General features: G+C 30.3%; 23 protein-coding genes. 19 read left to right on the top strand and 4 right to left on the bottom strand.

What is annotated here, in order from left to right; genetic code table 11:
* Positions 1–49 precede the first annotated feature (49 nt).
* Positions 50–1,030, top strand: a complete 981-nt coding sequence (locus tag SD960_RS20200; protein ID WP_318805622.1) for a M20/M25/M40 family metallo-hydrolase — start codon at positions 50–52, stop codon at positions 1,028–1,030.
* Positions 1,031–1,133: 103 nt separating this feature from the next.
* Here SD960_RS20200 and SD960_RS20195 read toward each other — a convergent pair whose 3' ends face one another.
* The gene (locus SD960_RS20195; RefSeq protein ID WP_318805620.1) at positions 1,134–1,583 is read right to left on the bottom strand and encodes a DUF1810 domain-containing protein; all 450 of its coding nucleotides are present in this window, start codon (positions 1,581–1,583) and stop codon (positions 1,134–1,136) included.
* Positions 1,584–1,982: 399 nt separating this feature from the next.
* Between SD960_RS20195 and SD960_RS20190 the strand changes: the two genes are divergently transcribed.
* Positions 1,983–2,813 (top strand): OmpA family protein, encoded by an 831-nt coding sequence (locus tag SD960_RS20190; RefSeq protein WP_318805617.1) that lies wholly within the window; start codon positions 1,983–1,985, stop codon positions 2,811–2,813.
* An 87-nt stretch (positions 2,814–2,900) separates the two neighbouring features.
* Here the strand turns inward: SD960_RS20190 and SD960_RS20185 are convergent, their stop codons facing one another.
* The 3 genes from SD960_RS20185 to SD960_RS20175 form a co-directional block, all read right to left on the bottom strand.
* The gene (locus tag SD960_RS20185) at positions 2,901–3,893 is read right to left on the bottom strand and encodes an AraC family transcriptional regulator (RefSeq protein ID WP_318805615.1); all 993 of its coding nucleotides are present in this window, start codon (positions 3,891–3,893) and stop codon (positions 2,901–2,903) included.
* Positions 3,894–4,640: 747 nt separating this feature from the next.
* On the bottom strand, positions 4,641–6,005 hold the full coding sequence (locus SD960_RS20180) for a DUF5458 family protein (protein ID WP_056250647.1): 1,365 nt from the start codon (positions 6,003–6,005) through the stop codon (positions 4,641–4,643).
* A 2-nt stretch (positions 6,006–6,007) separates the two neighbouring features.
* Positions 6,008–6,463, bottom strand: a complete 456-nt coding sequence (locus SD960_RS20175) for a hypothetical protein (RefSeq protein WP_083691681.1) — start codon at positions 6,461–6,463, stop codon at positions 6,008–6,010.
* A 158-nt stretch (positions 6,464–6,621) separates the two neighbouring features.
* Here SD960_RS20175 and SD960_RS20170 point away from each other — a divergent pair, with 158 nt between their 5' ends.
* From SD960_RS20170 to SD960_RS20090, 17 genes are all read left to right on the top strand, one after another.
* Positions 6,622–7,041, top strand: a complete 420-nt coding sequence (locus SD960_RS20170) for a GPW/gp25 family protein (RefSeq protein ID WP_318805611.1) — start codon at positions 6,622–6,624, stop codon at positions 7,039–7,041.
* 8 nt (positions 7,042–7,049) lie between these two features.
* A complete protein-coding gene (locus SD960_RS20165) occupies positions 7,050–8,807 on the top strand; it encodes a hypothetical protein (protein WP_318805610.1) in 1,758 nt (585 codons plus the stop codon).
* 4 nt (positions 8,808–8,811) lie between these two features.
* Complete coding sequence (locus SD960_RS20160) at positions 8,812–11,244, top strand: ATP-dependent Clp protease ATP-binding subunit (RefSeq protein WP_318805609.1); 2,433 nt, start codon at positions 8,812–8,814, stop codon at positions 11,242–11,244.
* A gap of 3 nt (positions 11,245–11,247) precedes the next feature.
* On the top strand, positions 11,248–12,153 hold the full coding sequence (locus SD960_RS20155; RefSeq protein WP_318805608.1) for a hypothetical protein: 906 nt from the start codon (positions 11,248–11,250) through the stop codon (positions 12,151–12,153).
* A gap of 35 nt (positions 12,154–12,188) precedes the next feature.
* Complete coding sequence (locus tag SD960_RS20150; protein WP_318805607.1) at positions 12,189–13,070, top strand: TssN family type VI secretion system protein; 882 nt, start codon at positions 12,189–12,191, stop codon at positions 13,068–13,070.
* Between the two features lie 73 nt (positions 13,071–13,143).
* Positions 13,144–14,280 (top strand): hypothetical protein, encoded by a 1,137-nt coding sequence (locus tag SD960_RS20145; RefSeq protein WP_318805606.1) that lies wholly within the window; start codon positions 13,144–13,146, stop codon positions 14,278–14,280.
* 10 nt (positions 14,281–14,290) lie between these two features.
* Positions 14,291–14,782, top strand: coding sequence for a hypothetical protein (locus tag SD960_RS20140; protein ID WP_318805605.1), 492 nt, complete (start codon positions 14,291–14,293; stop codon positions 14,780–14,782).
* Positions 14,783–14,791: 9 nt separating this feature from the next.
* Complete coding sequence (gene tssO, locus SD960_RS20135) at positions 14,792–15,262, top strand: type VI secretion system TssO (protein ID WP_042566691.1); 471 nt, start codon at positions 14,792–14,794, stop codon at positions 15,260–15,262.
* Complete coding sequence (locus tag SD960_RS20130) at positions 15,252–16,190, top strand: PKD domain-containing protein (RefSeq protein ID WP_318805604.1); 939 nt, start codon at positions 15,252–15,254, stop codon at positions 16,188–16,190. Before tssO ends, SD960_RS20130 begins: the two co-directional genes overlap by 11 nt.
* Positions 16,191–18,515 carry a type VI secretion system protein TssR domain-containing protein gene (gene tssR / locus SD960_RS20125; protein ID WP_318805603.1) on the top strand — a complete coding sequence of 775 codons (2,325 nt, stop codon included), beginning with the start codon at positions 16,191–16,193 and terminating at the stop codon, positions 18,513–18,515.
* Positions 18,516–18,525: 10 nt separating this feature from the next.
* Positions 18,526–19,302 carry a DUF5457 domain-containing protein gene (locus SD960_RS20120; RefSeq protein ID WP_318805602.1) on the top strand — a complete coding sequence of 259 codons (777 nt, stop codon included), beginning with the start codon at positions 18,526–18,528 and terminating at the stop codon, positions 19,300–19,302.
* A gap of 333 nt (positions 19,303–19,635) precedes the next feature.
* Complete coding sequence (gene tssD / locus SD960_RS20115) at positions 19,636–20,031, top strand: type VI secretion system tube protein TssD (RefSeq protein ID WP_042563897.1); 396 nt, start codon at positions 19,636–19,638, stop codon at positions 20,029–20,031.
* Between the two features lie 325 nt (positions 20,032–20,356).
* On the top strand, positions 20,357–20,998 hold the full coding sequence (locus SD960_RS20110; RefSeq protein ID WP_318805601.1) for a hypothetical protein: 642 nt from the start codon (positions 20,357–20,359) through the stop codon (positions 20,996–20,998).
* A gap of 72 nt (positions 20,999–21,070) precedes the next feature.
* Entirely contained in the window at positions 21,071–21,964 is an 894-nt protein-coding gene (locus SD960_RS20105; protein ID WP_318805600.1) for a glucosaminidase domain-containing protein, read from the top strand.
* Entirely contained in the window at positions 21,951–22,610 is a 660-nt protein-coding gene (locus tag SD960_RS20100; protein WP_318805599.1) for a hypothetical protein, read from the top strand. Before SD960_RS20105 ends, SD960_RS20100 begins: the two co-directional genes overlap by 14 nt.
* Before the next feature lie 29 nt (positions 22,611–22,639).
* A complete protein-coding gene (locus SD960_RS20095) occupies positions 22,640–24,409 on the top strand; it encodes a type VI secretion system Vgr family protein (RefSeq protein ID WP_318805598.1) in 1,770 nt (589 codons plus the stop codon).
* A 9-nt stretch (positions 24,410–24,418) separates the two neighbouring features.
* Positions 24,419–25,768, top strand: a complete 1,350-nt coding sequence (locus tag SD960_RS20090; RefSeq protein WP_318805597.1) for a hypothetical protein — start codon at positions 24,419–24,421, stop codon at positions 25,766–25,768.
* The last annotated feature ends 2 nt before the right edge of the window (positions 25,769–25,770 follow it).

The following is a 25,770-nucleotide window of genomic DNA, read 5'->3' as shown; positions in this document are numbered from 1 at the left end:
CTATGAATAATACTATGTCTCCATGTGTTAAAACTAATTAACCCTAATTATGAAACTCATCCAAAATTCAAAATTTAAGATCGTATTACTATTTGCATTATTTGCCAATCTAGTAGTCAATGCTCAGGACGGAATCAATGCCAAAACATTTTATGAACACGATAAATATCTTTCGTCAGATAAAATGCAAGGCCGCTTTCCCGGAACAAAAGGCAATAATGATGCAGCAGCTTATATCGAAAAATATTTTAAAAAATATGGTTTAAAAAAGTTCGACGATAGTTATTACCAATCTTTTAATCTTTTTGTAAAAGAAGGTTTGAATAAAGTGAAATCAGACAGCGTTACTACTCAAAATGTTGTTGGTTATATCGAAGGATCAGATGAAAACCTGAAAAACGAATTTATAGTAATTGGAGCGCATTACGACCATTGGGGTTGGGGCGGACAAACTTCCGGAAGTAAAAAGAAAGATGTTGTAGCGATTCACAACGGAGCAGATGATAATGCATCCGGAGTTTCGGCTTTGCTTTGCATATTAGAAGAATTATCAAAAGCTAAAGTGAAACCGAAAAGAAGTATTATTTTTATTTCCTTTAGCGGAGAAGAAGAAGGTTTATTAGGATCTAAATATTTCGTTTCTCATTTACCAGTCGAAAAAACCGCCGTAAAAGTAATGCTCAACATGGATATGGTAGGAAGATTAAACCCAGAAAAACAAATCTATATGGGCGGCGCCGGAACTTTTCCCGAAGGAGTAGAACTAATGAAAAAGCTAGGCGAAAACAGTGGCCTCAATCCTGTCGTACACGCCGGAGAAGTGGGAGGATCTGATCATGTTTCGTTTTACAAATCTGGAATATCTGTAATAGGTTTTCATACAGGAGGACATCCGCAATATCATACTCCGGAAGATGATGTTGATTTAATTAATATTGATGGTGGGGCTTTCGTGGCGAAGTATATTTATAGGGCTTTGGTTTCGATTTCGGATTATGAGCAAAAGCTTTATTTTATAAATCGGGATTAGCGAATTAAAAAGATTTATTGATAGAGTTAGAAATAAAGTAAAAACATTAGTAAATAATGAATTCATAAAGTGTACATTTTTTGTACACTTTTTTTTATTCTAATTATGCCACAGCCAACTTAATACTAGAATTAAGCAATGACAAAGTCTGCATATCAACTTCGCCGGCAAAAAAAGTATCTAAAACTTCTCTAAAAACCGGGTCAGCATTTTCGACCTGAGAGAAAAGAGTCATTGAAGAACGTAGTTTGCGAGCATCCAAATCTCCCAAAATAGATTCAATAGATTTTCTTTTAAAGGTCAGTAAAAGTTTTGAAATTTCTATAAGATGTTTGGCTAATACAGGATGCTGCAAAAATTCCCCAGCTTCCTTAAGATCTTTTATAGCATAATAGTTTGCGATACTGCTAGTACCAAGTCCTTTTATTTGTGGAAAGATAAACCACATCCAATGAGTTTGTTTTTTGCCTTTTTTGATTTCTGAAAATGCAGTAAGATAAAGTTTGTTTTGTGCATCTAAAAATCGCATTAAGTCAGTATCTAAGTAAATCATTTGTATTGAATTTAAAAGGATTCATAAAAAGTTTTTGGGCGTTTCTTATCGTTTGATTTAGATAAACAAAAGTCTAATTTGATTATTCAAAATATTTTAACGACCTGTCAAATGTAAATGCTGAATGGATTTTTCTGGTTATATAATTTTAGTCACTTGTTATATAATAACAACTTTAAGTGCAATTTTAGTTAACGAACACATTTTTTATTTTTCATACTTATTGCTTTCTGTATTTAAAATATTAAATGTCGAAATTTATATCTAATGGATCGAAAGCGATTCCATACTAAGAAGTTATTTAAGTGAATATGGATTTTTTGTATATATGTTGTTGACAAACAGTGTATTATATTTTTTTATTTATTGAATTGCCCTAATTTATAATTTTAAAGACGTATGCCGATAAAGGAGCAACATGACACAGGGATTAGCTGGAGCAATAGGAGCAACAAGAGCAAAACAAGAAAAGGATATTTTTCATCTAACAGAAGTGGAAATGATGATATGTATTCTTTCATAGAAAATAGAAAAGTAATTTTTGATTTTAATATTAATCCAATTGTATCTGGAGAATTGAAATATACAGATGGTACTCCAATTGAAGGTGTTGCTGTTGAAATTTATAATGCAGCCGGTGGTGCTGTGAAAACGGTTTATAGTGATAAAAATGGTAAATATACTGCTGATCTTGAATCTTATAAGGATTACAAATTAGTATATAAAAAACCTGGACTTGCTGAAAAAATACAAGCTGTACCTGCAATGAAACCAGCTGAAAAACGTGATTACTCATTTGATTTTATTAATGAATTGGAGGTAATTGTTGATAATCAAAAAGTTACGTTGCAGGAAGGAGATGATCTTACAAATAAATTAAAGTTAAATCCTATTTATTTTGATTACAATGGATTTAAGATTAGAGAATCTTCTAAAGCAGAATTGAACAAAGTGGTAGAATTAATGAAAACCCGTCCGAGTATTTCTTTAAAAATTAATTCCCATACAGATAGTAGAGGTAGGGACGAATTTAACATGAAGCTGTCGGAAAATAGAGCTAAAGTGACCGTGGACTATATCGTAGAACATGGAATTGACGAAAGTCGTGTGACTGGACAGGGGTATGGTGAAACCCGTTTAATAAACAGATGTACGAATGGTGTAAAATGTTCTGAAGTGGAACATCAGGAAAACAGACGTTCTGAGTTCATAATTCACGTAAATAATTAATGAATGATTAAAAAAAGGGTATTGTAAAATACCCTTTTTTTATTTACTATCATGAACTCTTTAATAAATTGAATACTACAGCATATATTAATTAGTTTTTTTAATAAAATCATCCATTGGTTTATGTTGAAAGATTTCAAAATACTTAGCTGTGAAATAACTAGTTTTGCTGTAACTTAATGTGTAAACAACATCATTGATAGTTTTAAATTGACCACTTTTAAATAATGTTTGAGCAAGAAGCATTTTTTCTTTTATGAAAAAATTATTTGGAGTATCGTCAAAGCATTTTTTAAATAGAATTTTGTATTTCGATTCAGACATTCCTGCCATTGCTGCTATAAAAGTTACCGAAGGAAAAGGACCATATAAATTATTAAGCAAATATTCCTTAGTTTTTATAACGGCATTCAGATCCATCTCTGTAATATCTCTGGTACTGTCGAAAGATTTATAAAATTTATTAAAAAAATTTCCAAGCAATTTTAAGGAAATACCTTTGAGCAAAGAATCAAAAGAAATGTCATGGATCGATCTGTTTTTCATCGATTGAATCAGTAACATACTGTTGCTGTCTATATTTCCATAATGGTATAGTGCATTACTTTCATATTGAGCAGTGTTCTTTGTTATTTCTCTTTCAGGATATTTTTGCATGAAATCGTTGAGTAAGGTTTTGTCAACCAATATACGTAATGCCGTTATTCTTTTGTTCAGAGGAGGCTGAAAAACACTGTCTAGTTTATTGTCAATTATGGCAAGTTCTAATTTTTCGAATGAACCAATTTCATAATTAATATTATTGATTTTTATTAAGTTTATTTGTTCACTTAAGTCGTAGTGAAAAATATATAAATGATGATTAGAATTTAATCGTGTTATTTTTACGGGATTAGTTAATTCAAAATCAAAAAACAAAGCTGAAATACCTGCTGTTACTTGAGTAAAATAGGCATGTCCATTACCTATTGTTTCAGGAAAAATCATTATTTTATTATCAATAACTTTTGTTCCTAATCCCTTTGCAAAATCATTTTGCCACTCAGGGTTTAAGCTATAGAAATGTGTAATGTTTTTCATAAAATATATATATTGTTAATAAAAAAATATATTACAGTTGTCTGAGAAATGTTTTCGAAAAATTCACAGATATTTTTTTGAAAATAGAAGCAAACTATTGGAAGCCTAAACCGATTAGTTAATTTCTTCTTGTACTAAATTGTTCTGTAACAATAGAACCATCTTAAGATTTGAATCATGAGATTATTGAATTACGAATAAGGTTTTTGTTAGTGCTTATAAAGTTAATATTTTTTTATTTAATTTTTTGATTTGCAGTTATTTATGTTTAGGGGCATAACTATCTTGAAGTTTGTCTGAAAAAGAAGTTGGCGCTAATAGAATTTTACTTTGTAATAGTTTCTTAAAATCACTTTTGTTTTAAGTCACTAAATTATTTATTATCAATGTTCAAGCACCTTAAATTTTTCGTCGTAAAAAGCAAAAAAAATCTTATTTTTCCACATCTGCACAGAGTAGTTTTTTGAATTTTATAATATTGATTTTTTTTCATTCTTAGGCATTAGTAATACGTCTCGCCTAAAAAGATGATTATAAATTATATCAATAGAAAGAGAAGATTTAGAAAACAATTGCCTCACAAACTTTGGTATTATTTAAAAAACTCTGTGAAAGAATTGAATATAGTAAATAAAAAAACAAATTATCTTTCGTTAGTTATTTAATATTTTATAATTTTTATATTAAAAAACCCCGAAAAGTTAAAAACTTTTCGGGGTAAAAAATAAATATTATATATAATTTTGTCTAAACTTGTTTATAATCACTATGCCAAACAGCTTCTTCTGGACCATCTCCTTTATGTCCATCTAATTGAATTACAAAGCTTTTAGCTGGAAAATATGGTGTAATATGAATATCCAATAAAATTCTGTCTTTTTGAGTTTTATCTTGTTCAATTTTCATTACTGTAAATTTTTCAATAAGATTAGTTGGACCTTTAATTCCATCTAAAAACTTAATGATTTGGCTTCTTAAATCAGCTTCTGTTCTTGTTGTCCAGTTTTCAAAAGCTCTTCTGTTTAAAAAGTCGAAAAGCACTTTTGTAATGTGGTCAAATACTCTTACTACCGAGTAAGTTTGTAAACCTAGGTTATCTCCGTTAAATAATGTTTTAGCAGAGAAAGCCATAATTTTACTATATTCATTTACCATTGGTACAAGACCCATTTTTTCAAGTTCTGAAATTTCGCTCTTTTTCAAATCAAAACGAACACTTTCGACTTCGTTTAGACCGCCAAATTTTTTACCTGCAACAACCTGAGACATTAGCGTTTTGTAGATTTTACCAGCTAAAGAAGTTGATGGCGGTACATATAAATTATCTTCCTCTCCAACTTCATCATATTTACTTCTTCCCAGTAAATAGTTACAAGTCATGATTGTATTAGATTTAAATACATCACCACCTGTATGATTCGCATTAAAGAAAATATCTATAACATCATCTGGAGTTTCAAGATCTTGAAAATCAGTTAGTAATACTGTTTTGTTTTCATGTGCTATTTTAGACCATTTATCTAAAACAGCATTAGAACCTAAATAACCAGGTACTGAAAGAATAGAGTAGTTTTTTCTCAAATCTAATCGGTCAAAATTTTGTTTTAATTCGTTTGAAACATAATCAATAAACAAAGTATTATCTAAATCTTTTAATTGAGATATATCTGCATTTACGATAGTTACATTTTTAATTTTATCACTTTCAGCATTTTTATAAAATAAAGCGACACTGCGGTAAGATGTTTCTAACTCTCTTGAAACATTTAATGCATATTTTAAATTCCTGTTTAATGTTGAATCTGCAGATGTAGCTTTTGTATTGGCTACTTCGATCATTGATTCAACAGAATCGTTGCCTTTTAATAGATCCAGCCATAACTCAAGTCTATTGGTTAGCGTTGTTCTTTCATTTTCCCATTGGGCATCATTAAGAAAAATATTTTTTCTCGCTTTTCTAGTAGGATTTAAGTTTGACAATCCGTCGATTACATTTTCTAAGAAGGCAAAACCACCATATTCATTTAATAAATTTATTTTGCTGCCTTGTTCCTGTAGCAATTGTTCGGTTGAAGAACCATGACTTTTTTGTTCTTTAGTTTGAGTTGCCATATTTATTGTTTATTGTTGTTAATTTCATTCTTAGCGTTTTCAAGTAATTCAATTATAGCCTCTTTGACAGCAGGGTCCTGAATAGCTTTAATTAATCCTCTGTTACTGGACAGTTGACGCACAATTTTATAAGCTTGTTCTTTTTCAGTGTTTAATTTATTTAAAAAAGGACTATTCTCCTTAATTGATTTTGCACCAAAATCTCCTAAGTTTTGAAATACCATAGATTCATTTAAATCTGAACCTTCTTCAGTAGTAAATTCAAAATCTACACTTGGTTTGTACTTTTCAAACACCGCCTCTACTGTTTGCAAATCATACACTGCCTCAGGTCCTACCGGTTGCTCATTTGTAAGTTTTTGAATTAGTAACGTTCTGTTTGAAGGAATTTCTAAAATTGATTCATTGGCATCAACCTTCACTTCATTGCCACCAATACCATAATTGAACATGCTCATAATTTTATAAGATTTTTAGTTAATTTTGTAAAACTAATAAAAAAAAACTTCTAAATAATATTGATTTGTAAGTATTTTATTTGGATTTTTGTCGTACTATGTTAAAAATCCCGAAACGCCATAATTTGTGTCAAAAAACAACTTAATATTTTTTTAAGATGAAATATCTGAAATACCCAGTTAATTTTAAGTCTCTGCTTAGAGGTTCACAGGAGAATTTTTGTAAGATTGACGAGTCGATTGCGTATAATATTATGATGATAATTACAACTTCTTTTGGTGAGATTCCAGAGACACCAAGCTATGGGACGATTATTTGGGATTTAGAATTTAATCAACATATTAAAAAAAGAGACTGGGAAGATTTGGTCAGAAAATCATTATATGATTCAATTCAGGCTTTCGAAAAAAGATTAATTCTAAGCGAAGTTTCTATTTCTTTAGATGAAATTAATGATAAAGAATTAGGATCAAGCATTCGAAGAAAAGCGAATATAGTCGTAAAAGGTTCCATTATAGAAAGTTTAATTCCATTTAATTTTCACACAAAGTTGAATATTAGCCCAATTTCGCAATAAAATAAAATATGAAGGACGTTAAGTTTATCGAAATAAAGAACAGGATACAAAAAAAATGCCTTGAAATTTGGGGAATTGAAGATATCAATATGGCAGATCCTTTGGTGATGATGTTGTTAGATGTTTTTGTTCATGAACTTTACTATTTGCATCAGGAAGGCGTGGAATCTGATAATAAAATTATCGAACGAATTGCCCAGGAGATCGTACCAAGTCAATGGAATTTGCCAATGCCGGCTCATACTTTGGCAAGTACCACCGCTACTAAAGGTATTGTTATGCTAAATAATGATACTGAATTTGTTGTAAAATCAGGAATGGCCACCAATGTTGATTATGATATCTACTTTACACCTTTTACCAATGAAAATATTGTAGAAGGGGAGATTAGTTTTCAAATGTATGACTCATTTTTGATAGATTCTTCAAAAACTGTACAGCATTTATCTGCACAAAATAAGGTTTTAGATCATCGTATTTGGGTTGGATTAGATGTTTCGAAAGAAAATCTGGAAAAACTTAATTCATTGAAATTTACTTTTATAACAGAAAACTCATCATTAGACAACTTTTTGCAATTTATAAAAGTAAAGGATTCTTTGGGGAATAATATTGAAATCGAAAATGAAATTTTTGATGAAGTTCAGGATAATAAACATTATGCCGAAAATATAAAATCATTTTATAAAAATTCTATTTACAAAGTAAAGCTTAACGCAGAAAACCTGGTATACGAATCGATATTAGACAGATTTGAAATAGGCAAAGAAGAGCTAAAAACCAGCAAAAAAGATACAGGACTGATCTGGTTAGAATTTATATTTCCTGAAATTTTTACTAAAGCAGAATTCGATAAAATTCAAATAAAAATAAATACGTTTCCAATTGTCAATAGAAAGTTAAACAACAGAGTTCATAATGCTCAGATCGAAGGGCGTTTGTTCCCGATGAAAGCCGAAAGGAATACCCATTTTCTTGATGTAATGAAAATTTTTAACGAAAAAAACATTGAATTTACAAATGGTATAAAACAAGCTAATTCGCTTACCTCAAATACGTTTACTATTTTTTATGGCGGATTAGAAAATTATGATTCACGAAATGCAAAATTTTTTCTTAAAAAATTGGCAAGGGCATTACGAGAAGATATTGGTTCTTTTTCTAATATAAATGCAGATTATATAGATGCTACAATGACCAGAATCAACGAAGAACTTAATTCGATTGAAAACAAAATTAATAGCAGTTACAGTCAGGTTAACGAGGAGGAAGTATATGCTTTAATCCACGAAACTGAGAAATCTAAAATTCTTTATTACTCGTATTGGACTTCGAATGGACAGGTGGCCAATAATTTAAAAAAAGGCACTGTCTTAAAACAAACTTCTATATCCGAATTAGCTCAAGATTCAACGATTTTTGAAACAAGTTCAATTGGAGGAATTTACAGGAATAACAAAGTCGAAAAACTAATCAATTTACGTTATGGTTTCTTGTCAAAAGAACGCTTAGTAACCAAACAAGATATAAAATCAGCAGTGCATTATCATTTAAGAGATATTACCAAAGATGTTTTAATTACAGATGGAGTAGGAATAAGCAGCAATAGAAAACAAGGAGTATACAGAACCATTGATATCAAAGTTGTTTTACAGGAAAAATATGCTTTGCAGATAGAAAACAAGAAAAAAATAGAGATGTTTTTAAAAGAAACATTAGAAAAACAATCGGTTATGAACATTCCGTTTCAAATTACAATTAATTAAACTTATGAACGAATTAGATTATAGTCCAAGCTTATTATCTGCAATTAAATCTGCTAAATCATTAGCAATTCAGGATGGTCACAGTACATATGGGGTAGCTCATTTAGCTTATGCCTTATTATTTGAACCAACAGGATTAGTAGAAGTATTAAAATCATTATCTAAAGATATAGAATATATAAAAGAATGGTTTGATGTGAGAAAAGAAGTATATACTTCATCTCAAACCAATGATAATAGCATTACTAGTGATGGCGAAGTTGAGCATGTTTTTACAGAATCAAATTTCAATAAAATTAGATTAGGAGCTGATTCTATCGATGCCTTTTGTGTTTTTATTGCTATCATTAAACCCGGATTGGTTTATAGTGACAAACAAATTGATGGCTTAAACTTAAGTGATAAGGAACTTTTGAAACACTTTGGACTTAGAAATAATCAAAAGAGTTTTAGTCTGGCAGATAATGCTGATGAGCAGGAAACGATCGATATTAGCTATTGTGATACCTTATATAAAAAAAATGTTATTGAAGAAGGAAGCAGTATCATTGGCAGAAATAGAGAAGTTCGACTGATACTTGAAAATATAGAAAGATATGAAAACCATGGTATTTTATTAATTGGAGAATCTGGTATTGGAAAAACAAGTATTATAAAAAATCTTATTCACAATTTACACGAAACAGATCCTAATTTCTTTGAAGAAACACTTGTTTTATCTTTAAATGTTTCTAAACTCGTTGCCAATTGCAGTAATGAAAATGAGATTTCGAAAAAACTTATCGAAATTTTTGAAAAATTATCCAAAAATGGAAAAAGCATTCTTTTTATTGATGATATACAGGTGCTGTTAAACTCATCAAACTCTAAATCAAACGCTGTAATCAATATCATTAATACGCAATTAACCCAGGGTGATATTAATATTATTGCCTCAATTGATGCGGATTCTTATAGAAAATCAATTGAAGGAACTACAATAAATGGAAAATTTGAGAATATTTTTATCGAAGAGCTGGATTATTCTTTATTGGTTGAATGTTTGAATATTTATAAAAATAAATTAGAAAAGCATTATAAAATAGCCATTAACGAAGAGGTAATACAGGAGGCAATTCATTTGTCTAAACGATTTTATAAAGAAAAAAAGCTGCCTTACGGAGCAATTGATTTATTAGACAGAACGGCTTCATCAGTAATTGTTTCAAATGCAAATTCATTGGTAGAAATTGTAAAAATAAAAGAACAGATAAAAGAATCTGATCCGGCTGATGAATCAAAAATGAGTTTGCTTGAAAAGGAAATATACAACCGAATAAGCTGTGTTGTAACCAGTAAAATTGATGTTTCGGAAAATTCGAAGAGACAAAAAAACGAACCTGTTACTTTTGAAGATATTGAAAAACTAGCATCGAACATTGAAGATATAGCAAAAGAAAAAATTACGGTTGTAACAAAATCTGAGATTCTGGCAGTTGTTTCTAATGCGACCGGAATACCGTTGGGAAAAATAAGTGCGGGCGAAAAAGAGAAGCTTTTAACAATCGAAGACAAATTACAGGAAAGGGTAAAAGGACAATCGCATGCTATAAAAACGCTATCTGAAGCTATTATCGAATCCCGAAGTGGTTTGAGTAATCCTAAACAGCCTATTGGATCCTTCTTTTTCTTAGGACCAACAGGAACAGGAAAGACAGAATTGACAAAAACGCTGGCTGAATTATTGTTTGATGATGAAAATGCGATGATTCGATTTGACATGTCAGAATTTAAAGAAGAACATTCAGCAGCTTTATTATATGGTGCTCCTCCAGGATACGTAGGATATGAAGAAGGAGGGATGCTGGTTAATAAAATCAGGCAAAAACCGTATTCTGTTGTACTTTTTGACGAAATTGAAAAAGCGCACAGCTCTGTTTATGATGTGTTTTTGCAAATTATGGATGAAGGAAAAATTCATGATAAATTAGGGCGTGAAGGTGATTTCTCTAATGCGATCATCATTTTTACTTCAAACATTGGAAGCCAATGGATTCAGGAGCAAATAGAAAGCGGTCATTTACCGACTTCTAATCAATTAATTGAGATAATGAGCCAGCATTTCAGACCTGAATTTTTAGGCCGTTTGACAGAGGTTGTTCCATTTGCCCCTATCAATATAGAAATTGCCAAAGCCATTTTTAAATTACACTTAAATCGTCTACAAGAACAATTAATAAGTATCAAAAATATTTCATTTGATCTGTCAGATGGTGCTTTAGAATATCTGACAAATAAAGGATTTTCTAAGAAATATGGAGCCAGACCTATTGCCGGAATCGTGAGAACGTATCTAAAGAAAACAATTTCAAAATTAATTATATCAGAAGCTATTCTTGAGAATGAAGCTATTGTTTTAGATATAAAAGAAGATGAGTTTATTTGGGAAAAAAGGTAAGTTATGGAACAGGATATTTCAGTTTTAAAGCAACAGATTAATTTTAATTTAAGAGGTGAAATTCTTTTTTATGAATTGCAGAATATTCTAAAAGATGATACCGAAGTTTTTGTCAGACATACAGGTCTTTCAAAAAGAAACAATTCAAGAGATGCTATAGATCTCTCTTCAATGTTATATCAGGAAGATTCGAGAATTACAAAAGAAGCACTTGTTTTGCATTTGGCCAAGAACAGCATTTACCATAATTTACCTGAACTGCTTTTTCATCCCTTGTCTGTTAGCAATCCTACAATGTCAAACAAGGAGATTGTAGAGGCGGTCAGAGAAAATAAAGAAACAGAAAAGAATGCTTTAGATTTCTTTATGCCTTTTGATAATGAGATTTTCTTTGCCAATACTCATTATGCGATCAGAAGCTTACACTTGTTTCAGGACAAGATTGATTTGTTTCTAAATATAGTAGATGAACTAGTTGGTATTGATTTTAATTTATCTAAAGAACAAAAAAAGAATCTGTTCATTTATTTATGTGAGGCCGAAAAACTAAAAGAAAACCTTCCGGAGCTGGAGAAAGTTTTAGAAATGCTGCTAGGCAATGTAGTAAAACTAAAATATAAAAAACATGTATTTACGACATCTCCTTTTTTAAAACTAAGCGAGGGTACTTTAGGCTTTGATTTAGGACTTAGCGGAGCGGTAGAAAGTGAGATTGATGATGTTGAGGTGACCTTATATTTTGAAGGAAATATTGATTATCCCATTTTAGAAAACAAGATGGAACTTACGCGAAAAGTATTAGAGTACTTTCTTATTAGCAACAGAAAAGTTGATATTGTTTTTTTTAATAACTATCAATTAGGAATAAAACTAAACGAAAACTATTTAGGTATAAATACCATTTTATAATTTTTAAACTATAATAAAAGAGATAACATTCACCTATGAATACAATACTACCCTTTTTTTTAAAATACCTTTTAGCGCCGTTTTTGATACTTATTATAACACTTATTATGAGTCAGTTTTCGAGTATAAAAATAAAAGCCAAGGCGGCTATAATATTTATTTTATGTTTTTCACTTTTAGCGGCTTTACCTTGCTTGTTTGCCTTTTTTAACAATGAGTTTGTTTGGTTTGGCTTATTGTTTTCAGTATTATGGTACTTAATACTCGGAGTTGGATTGTTGTACTTTATGGATTCTGCCATGTTTCAAAAGATAGAAATACAAAATAGTGCCCCGGCAAAAGTTTTTCTTTTTTTAATTGTAGCAATTCTCTCTTCCTGGATTTACTATCTGGTGTTTAATTATATCGCTATTTCCAGCTATGCTCATATCAGTATGCTTAATATTCTATGGTTATTTGCGCCAATCTTTTTTCAGGAATCAAAGAAAAAATATTTACAGATTCCTGAGTCATTTTATGAATACTGGAGGGTTGGAAAAGAACGTAAAGACATTGAGTATTGGGACAATATTGATAAGTTTCGTTTAATGCAGGTATCAATACATATAAAGAAAAAAAGCAATTCTGAATTTTTTTCAAAGTTTGATGTAAAAATTGCTCAGGATGTTAATCTGGGTAATTGGTTTGATAAGTTTATTGAAGACCAAAATTATAGATTTCCTAATGATGCCATTGAATCAAGTGCCGAGCATGAAGATAAGGGATGGACTTTTTATACAGCAAAATATTTCAGTTTTCCTTTGTTTATCAGGAACCTGAGTCCTTATCAGACGATTTCAGAGGGTAAACTAAAAAACAAACAAACCATTTTTGCTAAAAGAGTTACGTTGAAAAAGCAAAATCCAATAGAGGAATAATTATAATGAAGTATTCAATACTCCATTACATAAAATAAAACTAACTAATACCAGAATATAACACTCACCAATTATGAAATCAAACATACATTTACCAATTAACTGGACGGATGGTGTAAAACTAACAAAAGACCATTTTATCAATAATTATTTCAATTTTATAACAATTGTCAGTGATTATAATAAAGTTCAGTTAAACAACTTTAATTATGGGGCTATTCAGCCGGCAGGTAATATATCTATAGATGTTGAAATAAAAATTGAAGGCGGACAATTAGTTGCTTATTTAAAAAAATGCGATGTAATTGCCAAAAACGGATATGTAATTTCTTATAATCAGGATATTTATGGTACAAAACTCCCTGAAGCAAGCATCAATGCAAATGATCTAGACCGAAATTCTGCAGAGTATTATTATGTTATAGTTTCTATAAATCCTTATGATCTAATTCCTGTAGGTATTCCAGATCCGGAAATAATTCCATTACACCATCCGCATGCTCTGCCGGAGATAAAGTTACATATTGTCAAAAAAAATGAGGTGAACGATAATTTTTTATCTGGTTACTTTTTAATCGTAAAAAAATTAACATTCCAAAATGGTACATTCCTTGACGACGGAAAATACATCGCTCCGGTTGTAAAAACAAAAAACAATGAAACTTTAAATCAATTCATTACAAAAGTTAATACCGAATTATATCAGTTAAACGATTTTTCGATAAAAATTCATAAAAAAAACGCACACAGTTCCAGTAATAACAAATTGGTATCGAACACATTTAGTTTGTGTACCAAAATAATTGATTACTATGCAGAGCATTGTTTTTATCTTAAAAATATAGCTTCTGAAGAAGCTCCAGTGTATATGTTTGACAAAATAATTGTGTTGGCAAATCATCTGATCTCAACATTAACGCTAATGGACGACAAGGAGAAAGAAATGCTTTTACAATATTATTACGAATGGATTGATGTAAAACCTTCTGAATTACTTAGTGTATTATTTGAAGCAAAAAGCGCTGTTTATGACCATAATGATATTGCACAAACGCTGGATAAACTAAATCAGTTTCTAGGAATTTTAAAACGTTTATGGCAAAAATTAAGTGAATTAGAATACATCGGAATCAGAAAAGAAAATATTGTAATTAGCGAAGAAACCAAAGTGTCAGCCCCAAAAAGCAATACATGGTCAATACTAGATTAAACAGAAAACTATGAAACCACTTAATCACGCTAAAATAACCAGTAAAAAACGAAAGTTTTTTATAATGTTTTTCATAACATTCGCCTTTGTTTTTGGTTGCCTTTATATCACGCTGATAACTGCCAATAAAGGTGTTGCAGAGTTGGAGCAAAAACATAAATACTACAATGATATCGCAGTAAAACAAGGCGAAATGAACCTGCTTTTAGATGAAATATTAATAGAAATCAACGATTTAAGATTTAAAGACAGAACCTTAAACGAGCGAAAAAATCTTCAGTCTCTGATCAATGAGAAAAGATTTGCAATCAATAATGAGATTCAAAAATCAAAAACAAATTTGACAAATTCTTTTGTTTTATATGAAGAGTTTTTAGTAGAACTTCAGCATATACAGACTAAAATTGATGTTTTGAAAGAAGCCGAGACAAATTACGACATAAATAAAACTCAGCTTAAAAAATGTATTGATAAACACGATCAGGAAAATAAAAAAAAATAATCCCATTTTATGAAGAAGGCAATAGAATTTGATGAAACATATTGGAAAAAGGTAAAATTCAACTTATTATTTATCATCAGTGCTTGTATTATATTTATTGTTGTTACCAAGTTTTTATTAAAAACACCAAATTTTAATAATACAGATATGCTCAACAGAATCAATGATTACGAAAAAATGCAGAAGATTAAAGTAGATTATGCTAATAAATCAAGAAAAATTTTCCAGACCATTGATACTATTAAATATGACATCAATCAGGTACAGCGAATTGATGAAGTAAAAAGAAGAATATCAGATTATAAGAGATTGTATAAGGATAACGAATTTCATTCGTCATATAACTTTTGTTTAATTGGCGGCAACCTGTTAAATGTTTTTTTAGAGATAAACCTTGAAGAAAGTACCGTGAAAAAAAACGATACTCTTGTACAAACAAGTCTTAACGAATGTAAAGCAAATTTTAAAAATGAACATTAAAAATAAAACAGTAGTTATCGTTTTGTTTTGTATTGCAATAATATTGTTTATAGTGGCATTATTATTTCCGTACAATAAAAGATTAAGTAATCTTGATTTTTCAATATTAGACGATAATGATAATCATCAATACGAATTAAATGAAAAATTATCTTTTAAGATAAACGACAGTACGTTAATATCAGATAAAAAAGCAGTCTGGTATTTTGGTAACGGTGATTCGCTTGTTAGTAAAGGAAGCGTAAACTATACTTATGACCGAGCAGGTAAATACTTAGTAACGCTAAAAATTGATAATAAATTCGATTTTTCAAAACAAATTAATATCGTCAATGGAAGAGCATTGACAGCAAAAGATTCTATTCCAAAGATATTTTGCTCAGAGTTTGGTTATGTAGGCGAAGAAATTGTGTTTACAGGATATTCGCCAAGTTCAAACAATTGGTATTGGGAATTTGGTGAAACCGGAACGATTGATTCTTATGAAAAGCAGGCTATTTATGTTTTTACGCAGCCCGGTATTTATACCGTAAAATTGGAAACAGATAAAACCAGATATCCTATAACAAAAGAAATAGAGATTCTTCAATTGTACGAACCATTCAAAGAACCAGAAGTTGTAGATTCTGCAGGTATTGTTTTGAACGATATAAAAAAGCGCTTGCAAATTATTGCCAATCTGGGAGCAAGGGATACAAGAATGTATAAGGAACAGGTCAATTACTTGAAAAATAAATACATCTGCAATGATTTATCCGATGTAGTAGTAGTGGTAAATGAAGAAAAATACAATGATTTTTTAAGTTATTGTCAGGGACTTCATTACTTAGATGGAAATTCTACGATAATTCAGGAAGTAAAATTAGATACCATTAAATGCTTTAAGCAAATAAATGTTACTCAAAAAACTAAAAAACAAAGTAAATAGATGAAAATTAGTATTTTACTTCGATATACCTCGTTGATTTGCTTATTGGTAACAAATGGTGTTTTTTCTCAGGTTAAAAATAGCACAAGTGTTATCGAAAAAACAGGAAAAACAGTAAACACTTATGATAATGAAAAGCAAAAAGAAAGCGAAAAATCACAGCTTAAATTAGTTTTTTCAGACAGAAGTGATAATAGTATTTATGAAGAACCTTATGGAGCCAAGGTAAATAATAAAGCCAATATTTTGTCTCCAATGTATGTGATCAATGAAGATAAAAACTATTATGAGGTTGTTGTGGCAGATAAAAAATTGATTGGAAAACCAAAAGGAACATTTTCTGTTTTACGCAGTAAAAAAAATCACTTTTCTAATGCAAAAGAAGTACAGTATTTAGGTTGGATAAAAAAAGAGAACGTCATTGAATACAGCAGGGCGATGCAAAATCAGGTAAATTTAAAGTATGTGAAATATTTTGTAGCTTCAAATAACTTAGACAACTTGTTTTCCAGTGGCAAAAATGTCAAAAAAAGTACACTTTTATTAAAGAACGATCCCAACTTAGAATCGGCATCTAAAAAGAATATTAAACTAAATGATTTTGTATATGTATATAAAATCAACAAAACAACCAATTCAGCTTTTGTATCAAATTTTGATGATGTTATGCCAAAAGATACGACCAATCTTAAATATGGCTGGGTTCCTTTGCAATATTTAAATCCTATAGAAGATAATATGGTTGTCAGGCTGAATCCTACGGATACGCTGCATTTTTCTTCGGGAAAAATTAATTTTCGGGCTAATGAATTGTATAAGAATACTTTTTTTGTAAATGAAAATCAGTCAAGCGATCCAATTAAGTTCGAAAGCACAAGTAAGATATCGCTGCCTATAAATGTTTGGAACCACGACAAAAATAAAATTACAAATTTAAAAGGCGATGATATTTCGATTACAACCATCGAACAAATCGCTTTGGAAAGTAAGAATATTAATTTTTATTACGTTTTTGAGAACAACAACTCAACTAAGCAATATTTAAAAAAAACACTTTCGGCATTACAAAATCTTAAACTAACAATCAGTAGTGAATTATATGCGAATTATAATTTTACATATTCGTTTATAGCAAAAGGGAAATCTAAAAGTTATTATTTGATTAAATCTCAATCTTTTTCAAAATGGTTTGATTTAATAGAGAAAAGTATAAAGACACCAGATGAAATTTTGGATGAGAATATTTTACCCAGAAGCAATACAAATATTAGCCAGTTTTTGAGTTCAGAAACAAATTTTGAAAATAACTTTTTTATTTTGACAGGTTTAGACGGGTCCATAAATAATGTCTTACCGGATAGTTTTAATATTTTGGCAAAAAATAATGCTAAATTATTGTTCATTCTTTTTAAAAATGAAAACAACTCCGATAACCAGGATTTTATTCTGCAGAGTAAAATGTATTTAAGCGAGGCCAGTAATGCAAATAAAAAAAATATCCAGAATTATTATGTTGACCCAAAGCTGATTGCAAAAAACGATGAGTTTATATACAATGGCGATGTAGATAATGATTATATCTACGATGCACCATTAAAAAGTAATTTTAACGGAGGTATCATTTTTCCTAAATTAAACGGAGAACTTACACCGGAAACTATCAATAAAGCTATTGACAGCGTTATTAGTAAAACTATTAAAACAAATAATACATTATTAAAATCGCTGACACAATACAAAAATGAATTCAGCTTTTTAAGAAGTCAGCCAAGTGGAACGATTAATAATCTTATTCAAAATTATCCTCGAAAAGATAGTACAAGCACCGAAATACCTAAAAACTATAAAAGCGAAACATTTGTAATAAATGCAAAAGATACCCTTAACAGTAGTTTAGAAAACAAAGTCCATATTTTACTGACAGAGAGCGAAATTAAGCAGCTTATAGAAAACTACAGAGAATTAATCAGCAAAGAATATACAAACGCAAATATTGATAAAGTTGAGATTTTAAGCTTTAGGGACAGATGTAAAATTTTTGCTAGTAAAATAAGACAAACAGAGTCAATAAAAAATAGAAGTTCTTTGGCAGATTTGCTTTATTTCAAAACAAGAGTATTTGTAAACAGTCCTGATTTGCATGAAATAAGGATTAAAGATATTCGAAAGTTTAAGAAAAAGCCAGACCAATTCAGAACAATTTTTACAACCTTAAACAGCAAGGTTGAAGTTTTAGAAAAAATGCAGCGCAATAATACTTTTGAGGTTTTTGACGATGAATCTCAGACTAAATATTATTATATATCAAAAAAACTTCTATTATAAAATAAGGATTATGGAGATTATGAATACAATAGAAATGACAAAACCTTTGCATGAAATAATTTTAGAGTTATTTTATTTTGAAAGCAAAGGAAAACCTTGTGAACTCACAAAAAATGAAATTTTATGGAGGCTTAAAGATCCGGGCATTACTGAATACCAAATGGAAGAAGTGCTCAATTGGATGGTACATCATAAAAAACTAACAGAGAGTCTGGGGGTCTATTCTCTGGATCGCTTTGAATTAATAGATTTAGAAGAAAAATTTAAAAACGAAAGATTGAATAAAGAGAAAAAACAAGAACCTATTTTTTTTACTAATTACAGTACTATAAACAATATTCATAGTGCGGTGAGACCAAAACCCATAGAGATAATTGTTCAGTACATTTTACCAACGTTTTTACTTTCCTATATTGTTTTTATCTTTTTTTTGGTAAACAAGCTAAATAAAAGTTTTGAAGTCAATAACAGTAAAATTGAGGATGTAAGTGAGTTAACACTTAAAGAGCCTAAAACCGGAGTTATTAAGAAAAGAGCAGCTTTATCAGACAAAGAAGTCAAGCGCTTGTTTTCTAATCAGCACCAGAACATTTTATATTTAAATAAAACGATTGATTCGCTACAAAAACAGGTAAACAAAATAAATGAAATCCATACAATTGCGACTTCAGATATAAAAACTCAGATAAATTCATTGCAGCCTCAGGTCAATGCTATCATCTTGCATATTACGGTTGTGCTTCTGGGATTCATTTTATTATTTTTTATGAAAAATATTATTAATTAATATTTCAAATCTAAAAATTCATATAAATTCTCTGCAAGCCCAGCAAATACTGTATTCTTACATATTTTAATTTTCGTCAAAAAAATATTTTACGATTTTTGATGAAAAAGATTACGAATAAACTTGTTTGTTTGATTTGTATTTGTATATTCGTACAAATTATTGATTGCGAATCACCCTCATCTTCCTACAAGAAGCAATTAAAAAAGTACGTTAGTACAAAAAAGAGGTATTCTAAAATCATGTAGAATACCTCTTTTTTTTGTTAATACTAGTCATACAAAATAAAGAGGATTCTAAAAAAAAACATTTTTTAACTTAATTATTTTTATTATGGCATTTAAAGCAATTTTAGAATTCGAAGGAAACGAGTACCAAGTATTATTCTCAAAAGTTGATATGTTAAGACATACTGACGGTAAAGGAGCAGTTTCATCTGAAATTAAAGGAGGTAGATTAAACCTAAAATTAAAATCTACAGACAATACTACTGTTATCGAACAGGCAGTAAACAGTCAGCACAAACCTGTAAGCGGAAAAGTGAAATTTTTCAAGGCAGATTCTGAGCAAGTAATGAAAGAACTTTCTTTTGAAAATGCATTTATTGTATTCTTCAGCGAGCAGCTTGATGCTATGGCAGAAACTCCAATGACTACTGAGATCACTTTCTCAGCAGAAAAAATTACATTAGGTAATGCAACATTAGATAACAATTGGGCTAAAATCTAATTTATCTCAATTATCAGGAAGCGGTAAAATGCCGCTTCTTGTTTTTATAAAATCTTAGTTTTTTTAAAATAGTATATTTTTTCACCGATCTAACTTATACGAGTTTTCTAATTACAAAGAAAATATCTATGATTTTTTGAGAACTATTTGCGTGGTAATATTTTATTCTTCCTTTTTATTAGAAGAATAAAAATAAATTAGAATTACAAGATCAACAAATTTAGGCTAGTTATTATTAAAAATGAGTAGTTATCTAGCTGTGTTTTATTTGTTCTTAATGCCTTGAATTGAAATTTATAAGTTGACTTATACTAAATAATAAGATATGCAACAACAAGATTTTCTCTATAGTAATTCGGATAAGAACTTTTTACTGAAAAAGACGTTATCTGGTATTTTATTCTTGCTGCTATTTGGAATTTTTTACATGTATTCTTTTATTATATTGATGAGTATTGAATCGATTGACAGAAATTTTTTAGCTGAATATTTCTATATAATGAGAGTAGGAATAGCAACATCTTTGAGTTGTATATTCATGTTTTTATTTTATGATAAAAAAAATCCTCTCTTATCTATTTCAAAATTACTTCTGCTATTATTTATTGCCAGTTTCTTTTCGGTTGTATTTGCCTATATGTTTAAGAATAGTCCTTTTTGGGTTTTAAAATATTCTATTGGTATTATAACAGGGCTTTTTTTTTACTTCATATATAAAAAAGAAAAAGGAAATAGTCTCTCAGGAGTAGTTTCATTATTAGCACTTTTATTATGCGAAAATCTGGAACGTTTTTTTATAATGGATCCCCCAGGTTATCCATCAGTTTTATATATCAAATCATTTCCGGATATATTTCTTTGGTTTGGAACAGTTGTATTTGTTTTTTTCTCGTCGTATTTTTTTGCCGGGGGATTTTTGATCAAAAATAAATTTCTTGATACAAGCTCTAAAATATTGATAAAATGAAATGACCAAACCTTAGTAACTAAACCAAGAATAATATTCAGAATAAACCGAAATAAGATATATGATTGAATATTGAAATATTTCAAATTAATAAATTTTACCATGGCCAAATCTTCATCCTCAGGAAAACATAAAAATGCCAGCTCATTAGGCGTTAAAGGTCCTCAATATAATAGGCAAACAGGTCAATGGGAAAATACAGATAAGTTGTCGTCGATGATGCAGCGAAGAAGCGTACAAGGCTATCGTGTTGCAGAAGATGTTAAATCTAAAAATTTAAGTTCATCATTTAAAAAAGAAAAACTTCTTCATCATGAGTTTTTGACAACAATTGCCATTGATATTTATGATTTTGCAAAAGCAAAAGGAGCATCTGGTAAGGGTGCATTATTAGTTTTAGCGCAGGCAAGTTTAGAAAGCGGATATGGAGTATCTGCAATAAAAAACGGTGATTATAATTTATTTGGAGTAATGGGGAAACCTTCTAAAAGAAGTACTACTCACGGTAGTGTGAAAGATTATTCAAGCTTAGGAGGTTATCAGGCGGCTTTGACAGATTATTTTAATAAAATAAATAAAAACTGGAGTTATTTTTCAACAATAATAACTCAGGATAATATAACAGCAGATGATATTGATAAAGCTTTCAATACAGGAAAATATTATCCAACAGAAAAAGAAAGACATGCTGGTAAATATACTTATAATGCCGATAAGGATAGTGCAGGTAAAAATCATTATGGGGAACATTTATTAAATCAGATAGGCGATTTTAAAAAACGTTTTAAAAAGAGTTTAGACTATCAAGTTGAGGAAAATAAAGAAAGATTAAAGGAGATAAATGCCCTCTTAACAAACAACTCCATTTTATTCACAGATCCGGGAAAAATTAAACTAGAGGATGAAAAGAGATTACTTATTAGACAAAACGAAAAATTCAATTCTATTTCAAATGAAATTAACTAATTTTTTTAAACTCAAAATAATTTTAATTGTTTTTGTTTTTTTTGGATGTAATGCAAAGACCAAAGAAAAGGATATTTCAAAACATGTAGTCAAAAATGAGCAAAATAAATTAGAAATTGACAGTCTTGAAGTTAAAGACAAAGTAGGAGCTTTATATACGATTAAGTATTATAATGATAGTATTCATATTAGTCAAAACAAAAGAAATATTATAAAAATAGGATATCTAAATCGATTCGATAAAGTATTTCCTTTAAATGGACTGATTGTAAACGATAAATCCAGAGATTGTTATATTACAGATAATCAAATGCTTTTATTACCATTAAGTGAGGTTAACAATAGAATAAACCTGATAGTAATTGATCTAATAAATAAAAAACAAATTAACTATCAATTTAAAGAGACATCCGATGATATCCTGACAACAGCTATTAATTCTTTTTATTTTAATGAAAAAAGCAAGATAATTATAAGTACAAATAGTTTGAATTATGAAGGAAAAACAATCGTTCATTATTACAAACTAGGAAAAAAAACAATAACACATCAAGGAACTAAAGACCTGGATTTAACAGCTGAAATGCTTGAAAGCAATGAAGCTTTTTTTAAGTTTTTAAATACAGGTAATAATAATATTCCTTAATAATAGCTACTAATACAAAAAAATAAACTATGACACCACCAACAATAATTTTTGGAATAGATTCTAAAAAAATAAGCCACTTTACCAGCATTGAGTTGGTACAGGTAATAAATGACCATCATCGATTTGAAATTCTTGTTCCACATGCTGCTGTAGAAAGCCCTTTGGCCTATACGCTCGAAAATGCACAGGCATGGTTGGGTAAAGTAGTACACATTGTGCTCGAAGAAAATAATAATTTTTTGGGCGTTGTTACCAATATAGATTTCGATCAGGAAGATGGACATTCAGGAAATCATATTGTGGTTTCGGGCTATTCTAAAACCATATTATTAGAGTCTGGTGAAAAGTTACATTCCTGGGAAGAACTGCCTTTAAAAGACATCATAAAAGAGGTAATAAAAAATGGAGCAGGAGAACAACTGCAAAATGATATCAATCCTGAATACACCAGCAAGATGGATTATCAGAATCAATACCTCGAAACAGATTTTCAGTTCATCCAGCGATTAGCAAAACAATATAATGAGTGGATGTATTATGATGGTGAAAAGCTGATATTCGGTAAACCAAAAAGTTTTGATAGCCCTATATCGTTAACTTACAATAGTGAGATTTCCAAACTAAAAATATCGGTGCAGGCAGTACCTAATAAATTTAGTGCTTTTACATACAATGAAAGTGCTGACAAACGCTATACTGCAAAATCAAAAGACACAGTAAGCGGTTTGCCAAAATTAGGTAATGAAGCATTTGCGAGTTCAAAGGAAGTGTTTGCAACACCTTCGTTTACGCATGGTATAGTGAGCACCGGTGATGACGTTGTTTTAGAATCCTTCTTAAAAAAGAAACAAGAAAGTGCAGCAGCCAATACTAATTATGTTTCAGCAACTACAAAAAACTCAAAACTAAAAGTAGGAAGCATAGTTAACATACAATCGAGTGTTTTAGAAAACTCCAGTATGTTGACACAAGAAGTAGGTTCTTTTATAATTACAGAAATTAGTCATTATGCAACACATTTGGGAGAGTATGAAAATAATTTCAGAGCCATACCTTCAAAAGTACTAAGCTTACCGGAACCAGATGTTGCATATCCAATTGCTCAAACACAGCAAGCTATAGTAGAAAGCAATACAGATCCTCAAAATAAAGGAAGAGTGAGAGTTCAGATGCTTTGGCAGCAAGGTACTCAAATGAAAACCGCCTGGCTGCGTGTCATGACGCCTGATGCGGGTAGCAGCGATAAAGTAGGAACCAATCGTGGAATGGTATTTATTCCGGATGTAGGCGATCATGTGATGGTACATTTTCGTTATGGCGACCCTAACCGACCTTTTATTTTAGGAAGTGTTTTTCACGGAAAAAGCGGCGGCGGCGGCGGAAAAGACAATAACAAAAGAAGCTTTGCCACCAGAGGCGGAACTTCGCTTGTTCTGGATGAAGAAAAAAACACCTTTACGGCGACAGACCCAAGTGGTAATATGATAATGCTTAACGGAGACGGAACAATGACGATTTATGCGCCAAATAAGGTCGATATACAATCAAAAGAAATAAACCTTATTGCTGATGAAAAAGTAAATATTAGCGGAACTAATGAAGTAAGTGTTGACAGTAAAAAAGTACTCGTTTCCGGGACAGATGAAGTGACCGTTAAAAGTGATACCCAAATTACGGATGAAGCACCAAGTATTAATATTAAAGGGAAAAATACAATTCTGGCAGAAGGAATGGTCGTTGATATAGATGGAAAAACCATGACGAACGTTAAAGGTGGAATCGTAAATTTAAATTAAAAATTAGAAATGAATAACGCTCACAATCCTATTGCTGTAAGGGTCGAAAACATTCAAAAAATATGGAATAAGACCAGAACAGCCAAACCAAAAGCACAAGTGTTTAGTATGGTTTGTTATACCGAAGATTATCCATTGGTAGATAGTTTTATTCGGTTAGAATCTTCCGCTTACGGCAGATCAGAGGATTCGTTTGTAGCTTTTTCAATTGATTTTTATGATAAAAAAGACTTTTACACCACTATTATAGAACAATGGATTCTGGCTTTTGATGAGGACCTGAAAAAAAACAGCGGATGGAATTGGGAAGATTTTGATTCTTTTAAAGCTGCTCTTCGGGAGATTGATAAATTAAGTGTTGCCAGCTTAAAAGATTTTTACATCAACATGCTGATAAGTTTCAAAAAGTTTGAAGCGAGAACAGGCAATCTTTTAATTGTTAGTTTTTTAATAAAAAAAGTAAGCAACCTTGATTTGCTAAATGAAAGCATAAAAGAACTGATAGTTTTATTGCCTGAAAATATAGGATTCCTGTTTCTTGATTATAAGGAGAGACAACAATATAAGGAAGTGATTGCCTCAGTAAAAGAAAAAGGCATCATGATCGAAATTCCAAATCAGGAAATTAATAAAGCCTACAAGGAAATCGCGACACAAGGAAACCCAAATGATCCGCAGGTGCGCTATAGAAAATGTTTATTTGAAATTGGTGAAGCGGCAAAAGATAAAAAGCAGGAAAAAGTAAAAAAACTGGGCAATGAGCTTATAGACATTAGCAAGAGTACAGGAGAAACCAGTTTTTGGGCTTCCTCTTATCTTGTTTACGCCAGTTTTTTATTTCAGTTTAAAGAGGAGCAGGAACTTATTCATCAATTGTTGGATAAAGGGATAAAAATAACAACACCTTTTTATAAGGACAAGCAAGATATTGCAGGCATCTTGATGCAGCTGCTCATGTACAAAGGCTCACATTACAGCATCATGGGAAAACGCGATACTGCTATAGATTATTTTTTAAAGCAAACCGCTATAGCTAAAGAAGTCCAGCAGGAAATGCAGGTCATAAACGGCTATAATTATGCACTGTTATTGGCTGCAAAAAATAGAGACCAACAATATAGTGAGATTTTAAACGATGCTTTCGAATACGGATATGCTTTGACAGATGAATTACTCAAAATCATCAATTTTACTTTTATAGCCAACAGTTATTTAGAAAACGAGTCAAAAATTGGTTATTCAGAAAAAGAAGCTATTTCGGACAGAATGAAGTCAATTTTTGGAAAAAACTGGAAAGACAATCCAAAACAAATTGCGAAACAAATACAAGAGGAATATCAATTAAACAACACCTATTAATT

The sequence above is a fragment of the Flavobacterium sp. MMLR14_040 genome, from assembly GCF_033657265.1.
Taxonomy (GTDB): domain Bacteria; phylum Bacteroidota; class Bacteroidia; order Flavobacteriales; family Flavobacteriaceae; genus Flavobacterium.
This window is presented reverse-complemented; position numbering and strand designations above follow the sequence as displayed.

Excerpts from the sequence above, each read along its gene's own strand:
- SD960_RS20200 (WP_318805622.1), top strand. The coding sequence starts at position 50 with ATGAAACTCATCCAAAATTCAAAATTTAAGATCGTATTACTATTTGCA.
- SD960_RS20195 (WP_318805620.1), bottom strand. The coding sequence starts at position 1,583 with ATGATTTACTTAGATACTGACTTAATGCGATTTTTAGATGCACAAAAC.
- SD960_RS20190 (WP_318805617.1), top strand. The coding sequence starts at position 1,983 with ATGCCGATAAAGGAGCAACATGACACAGGGATTAGCTGGAGCAATAGG.
- SD960_RS20185 (WP_318805615.1), bottom strand. The coding sequence starts at position 3,893 with ATGAAAAACATTACACATTTCTATAGCTTAAACCCTGAGTGGCAAAAT.
- SD960_RS20180 (WP_056250647.1), bottom strand. The coding sequence starts at position 6,005 with ATGGCAACTCAAACTAAAGAACAAAAAAGTCATGGTTCTTCAACCGAA.
- SD960_RS20175 (WP_083691681.1), bottom strand. The coding sequence starts at position 6,463 with ATGAGCATGTTCAATTATGGTATTGGTGGCAATGAAGTGAAGGTTGAT.
- SD960_RS20170 (WP_318805611.1), top strand. The coding sequence starts at position 6,622 with ATGAAATATCTGAAATACCCAGTTAATTTTAAGTCTCTGCTTAGAGGT.
- SD960_RS20165 (WP_318805610.1), top strand. The coding sequence starts at position 7,050 with ATGAAGGACGTTAAGTTTATCGAAATAAAGAACAGGATACAAAAAAAA.
- SD960_RS20160 (WP_318805609.1), top strand. The coding sequence starts at position 8,812 with ATGAACGAATTAGATTATAGTCCAAGCTTATTATCTGCAATTAAATCT.
- SD960_RS20155 (WP_318805608.1), top strand. The coding sequence starts at position 11,248 with ATGGAACAGGATATTTCAGTTTTAAAGCAACAGATTAATTTTAATTTA.
- SD960_RS20150 (WP_318805607.1), top strand. The coding sequence starts at position 12,189 with ATGAATACAATACTACCCTTTTTTTTAAAATACCTTTTAGCGCCGTTT.
- SD960_RS20145 (WP_318805606.1), top strand. The coding sequence starts at position 13,144 with ATGAAATCAAACATACATTTACCAATTAACTGGACGGATGGTGTAAAA.
- SD960_RS20140 (WP_318805605.1), top strand. The coding sequence starts at position 14,291 with ATGAAACCACTTAATCACGCTAAAATAACCAGTAAAAAACGAAAGTTT.
- tssO (WP_042566691.1), top strand. The coding sequence starts at position 14,792 with ATGAAGAAGGCAATAGAATTTGATGAAACATATTGGAAAAAGGTAAAA.
- SD960_RS20130 (WP_318805604.1), top strand. The coding sequence starts at position 15,252 with ATGAACATTAAAAATAAAACAGTAGTTATCGTTTTGTTTTGTATTGCA.
- tssR (WP_318805603.1), top strand. The coding sequence starts at position 16,191 with ATGAAAATTAGTATTTTACTTCGATATACCTCGTTGATTTGCTTATTG.
- SD960_RS20120 (WP_318805602.1), top strand. The coding sequence starts at position 18,526 with ATGGAGATTATGAATACAATAGAAATGACAAAACCTTTGCATGAAATA.
- tssD (WP_042563897.1), top strand. The coding sequence starts at position 19,636 with ATGGCATTTAAAGCAATTTTAGAATTCGAAGGAAACGAGTACCAAGTA.
- SD960_RS20110 (WP_318805601.1), top strand. The coding sequence starts at position 20,357 with ATGCAACAACAAGATTTTCTCTATAGTAATTCGGATAAGAACTTTTTA.
- SD960_RS20100 (WP_318805599.1), top strand. The coding sequence starts at position 21,951 with ATGAAATTAACTAATTTTTTTAAACTCAAAATAATTTTAATTGTTTTT.
- SD960_RS20095 (WP_318805598.1), top strand. The coding sequence starts at position 22,640 with ATGACACCACCAACAATAATTTTTGGAATAGATTCTAAAAAAATAAGC.
- SD960_RS20090 (WP_318805597.1), top strand. The coding sequence starts at position 24,419 with ATGAATAACGCTCACAATCCTATTGCTGTAAGGGTCGAAAACATTCAA.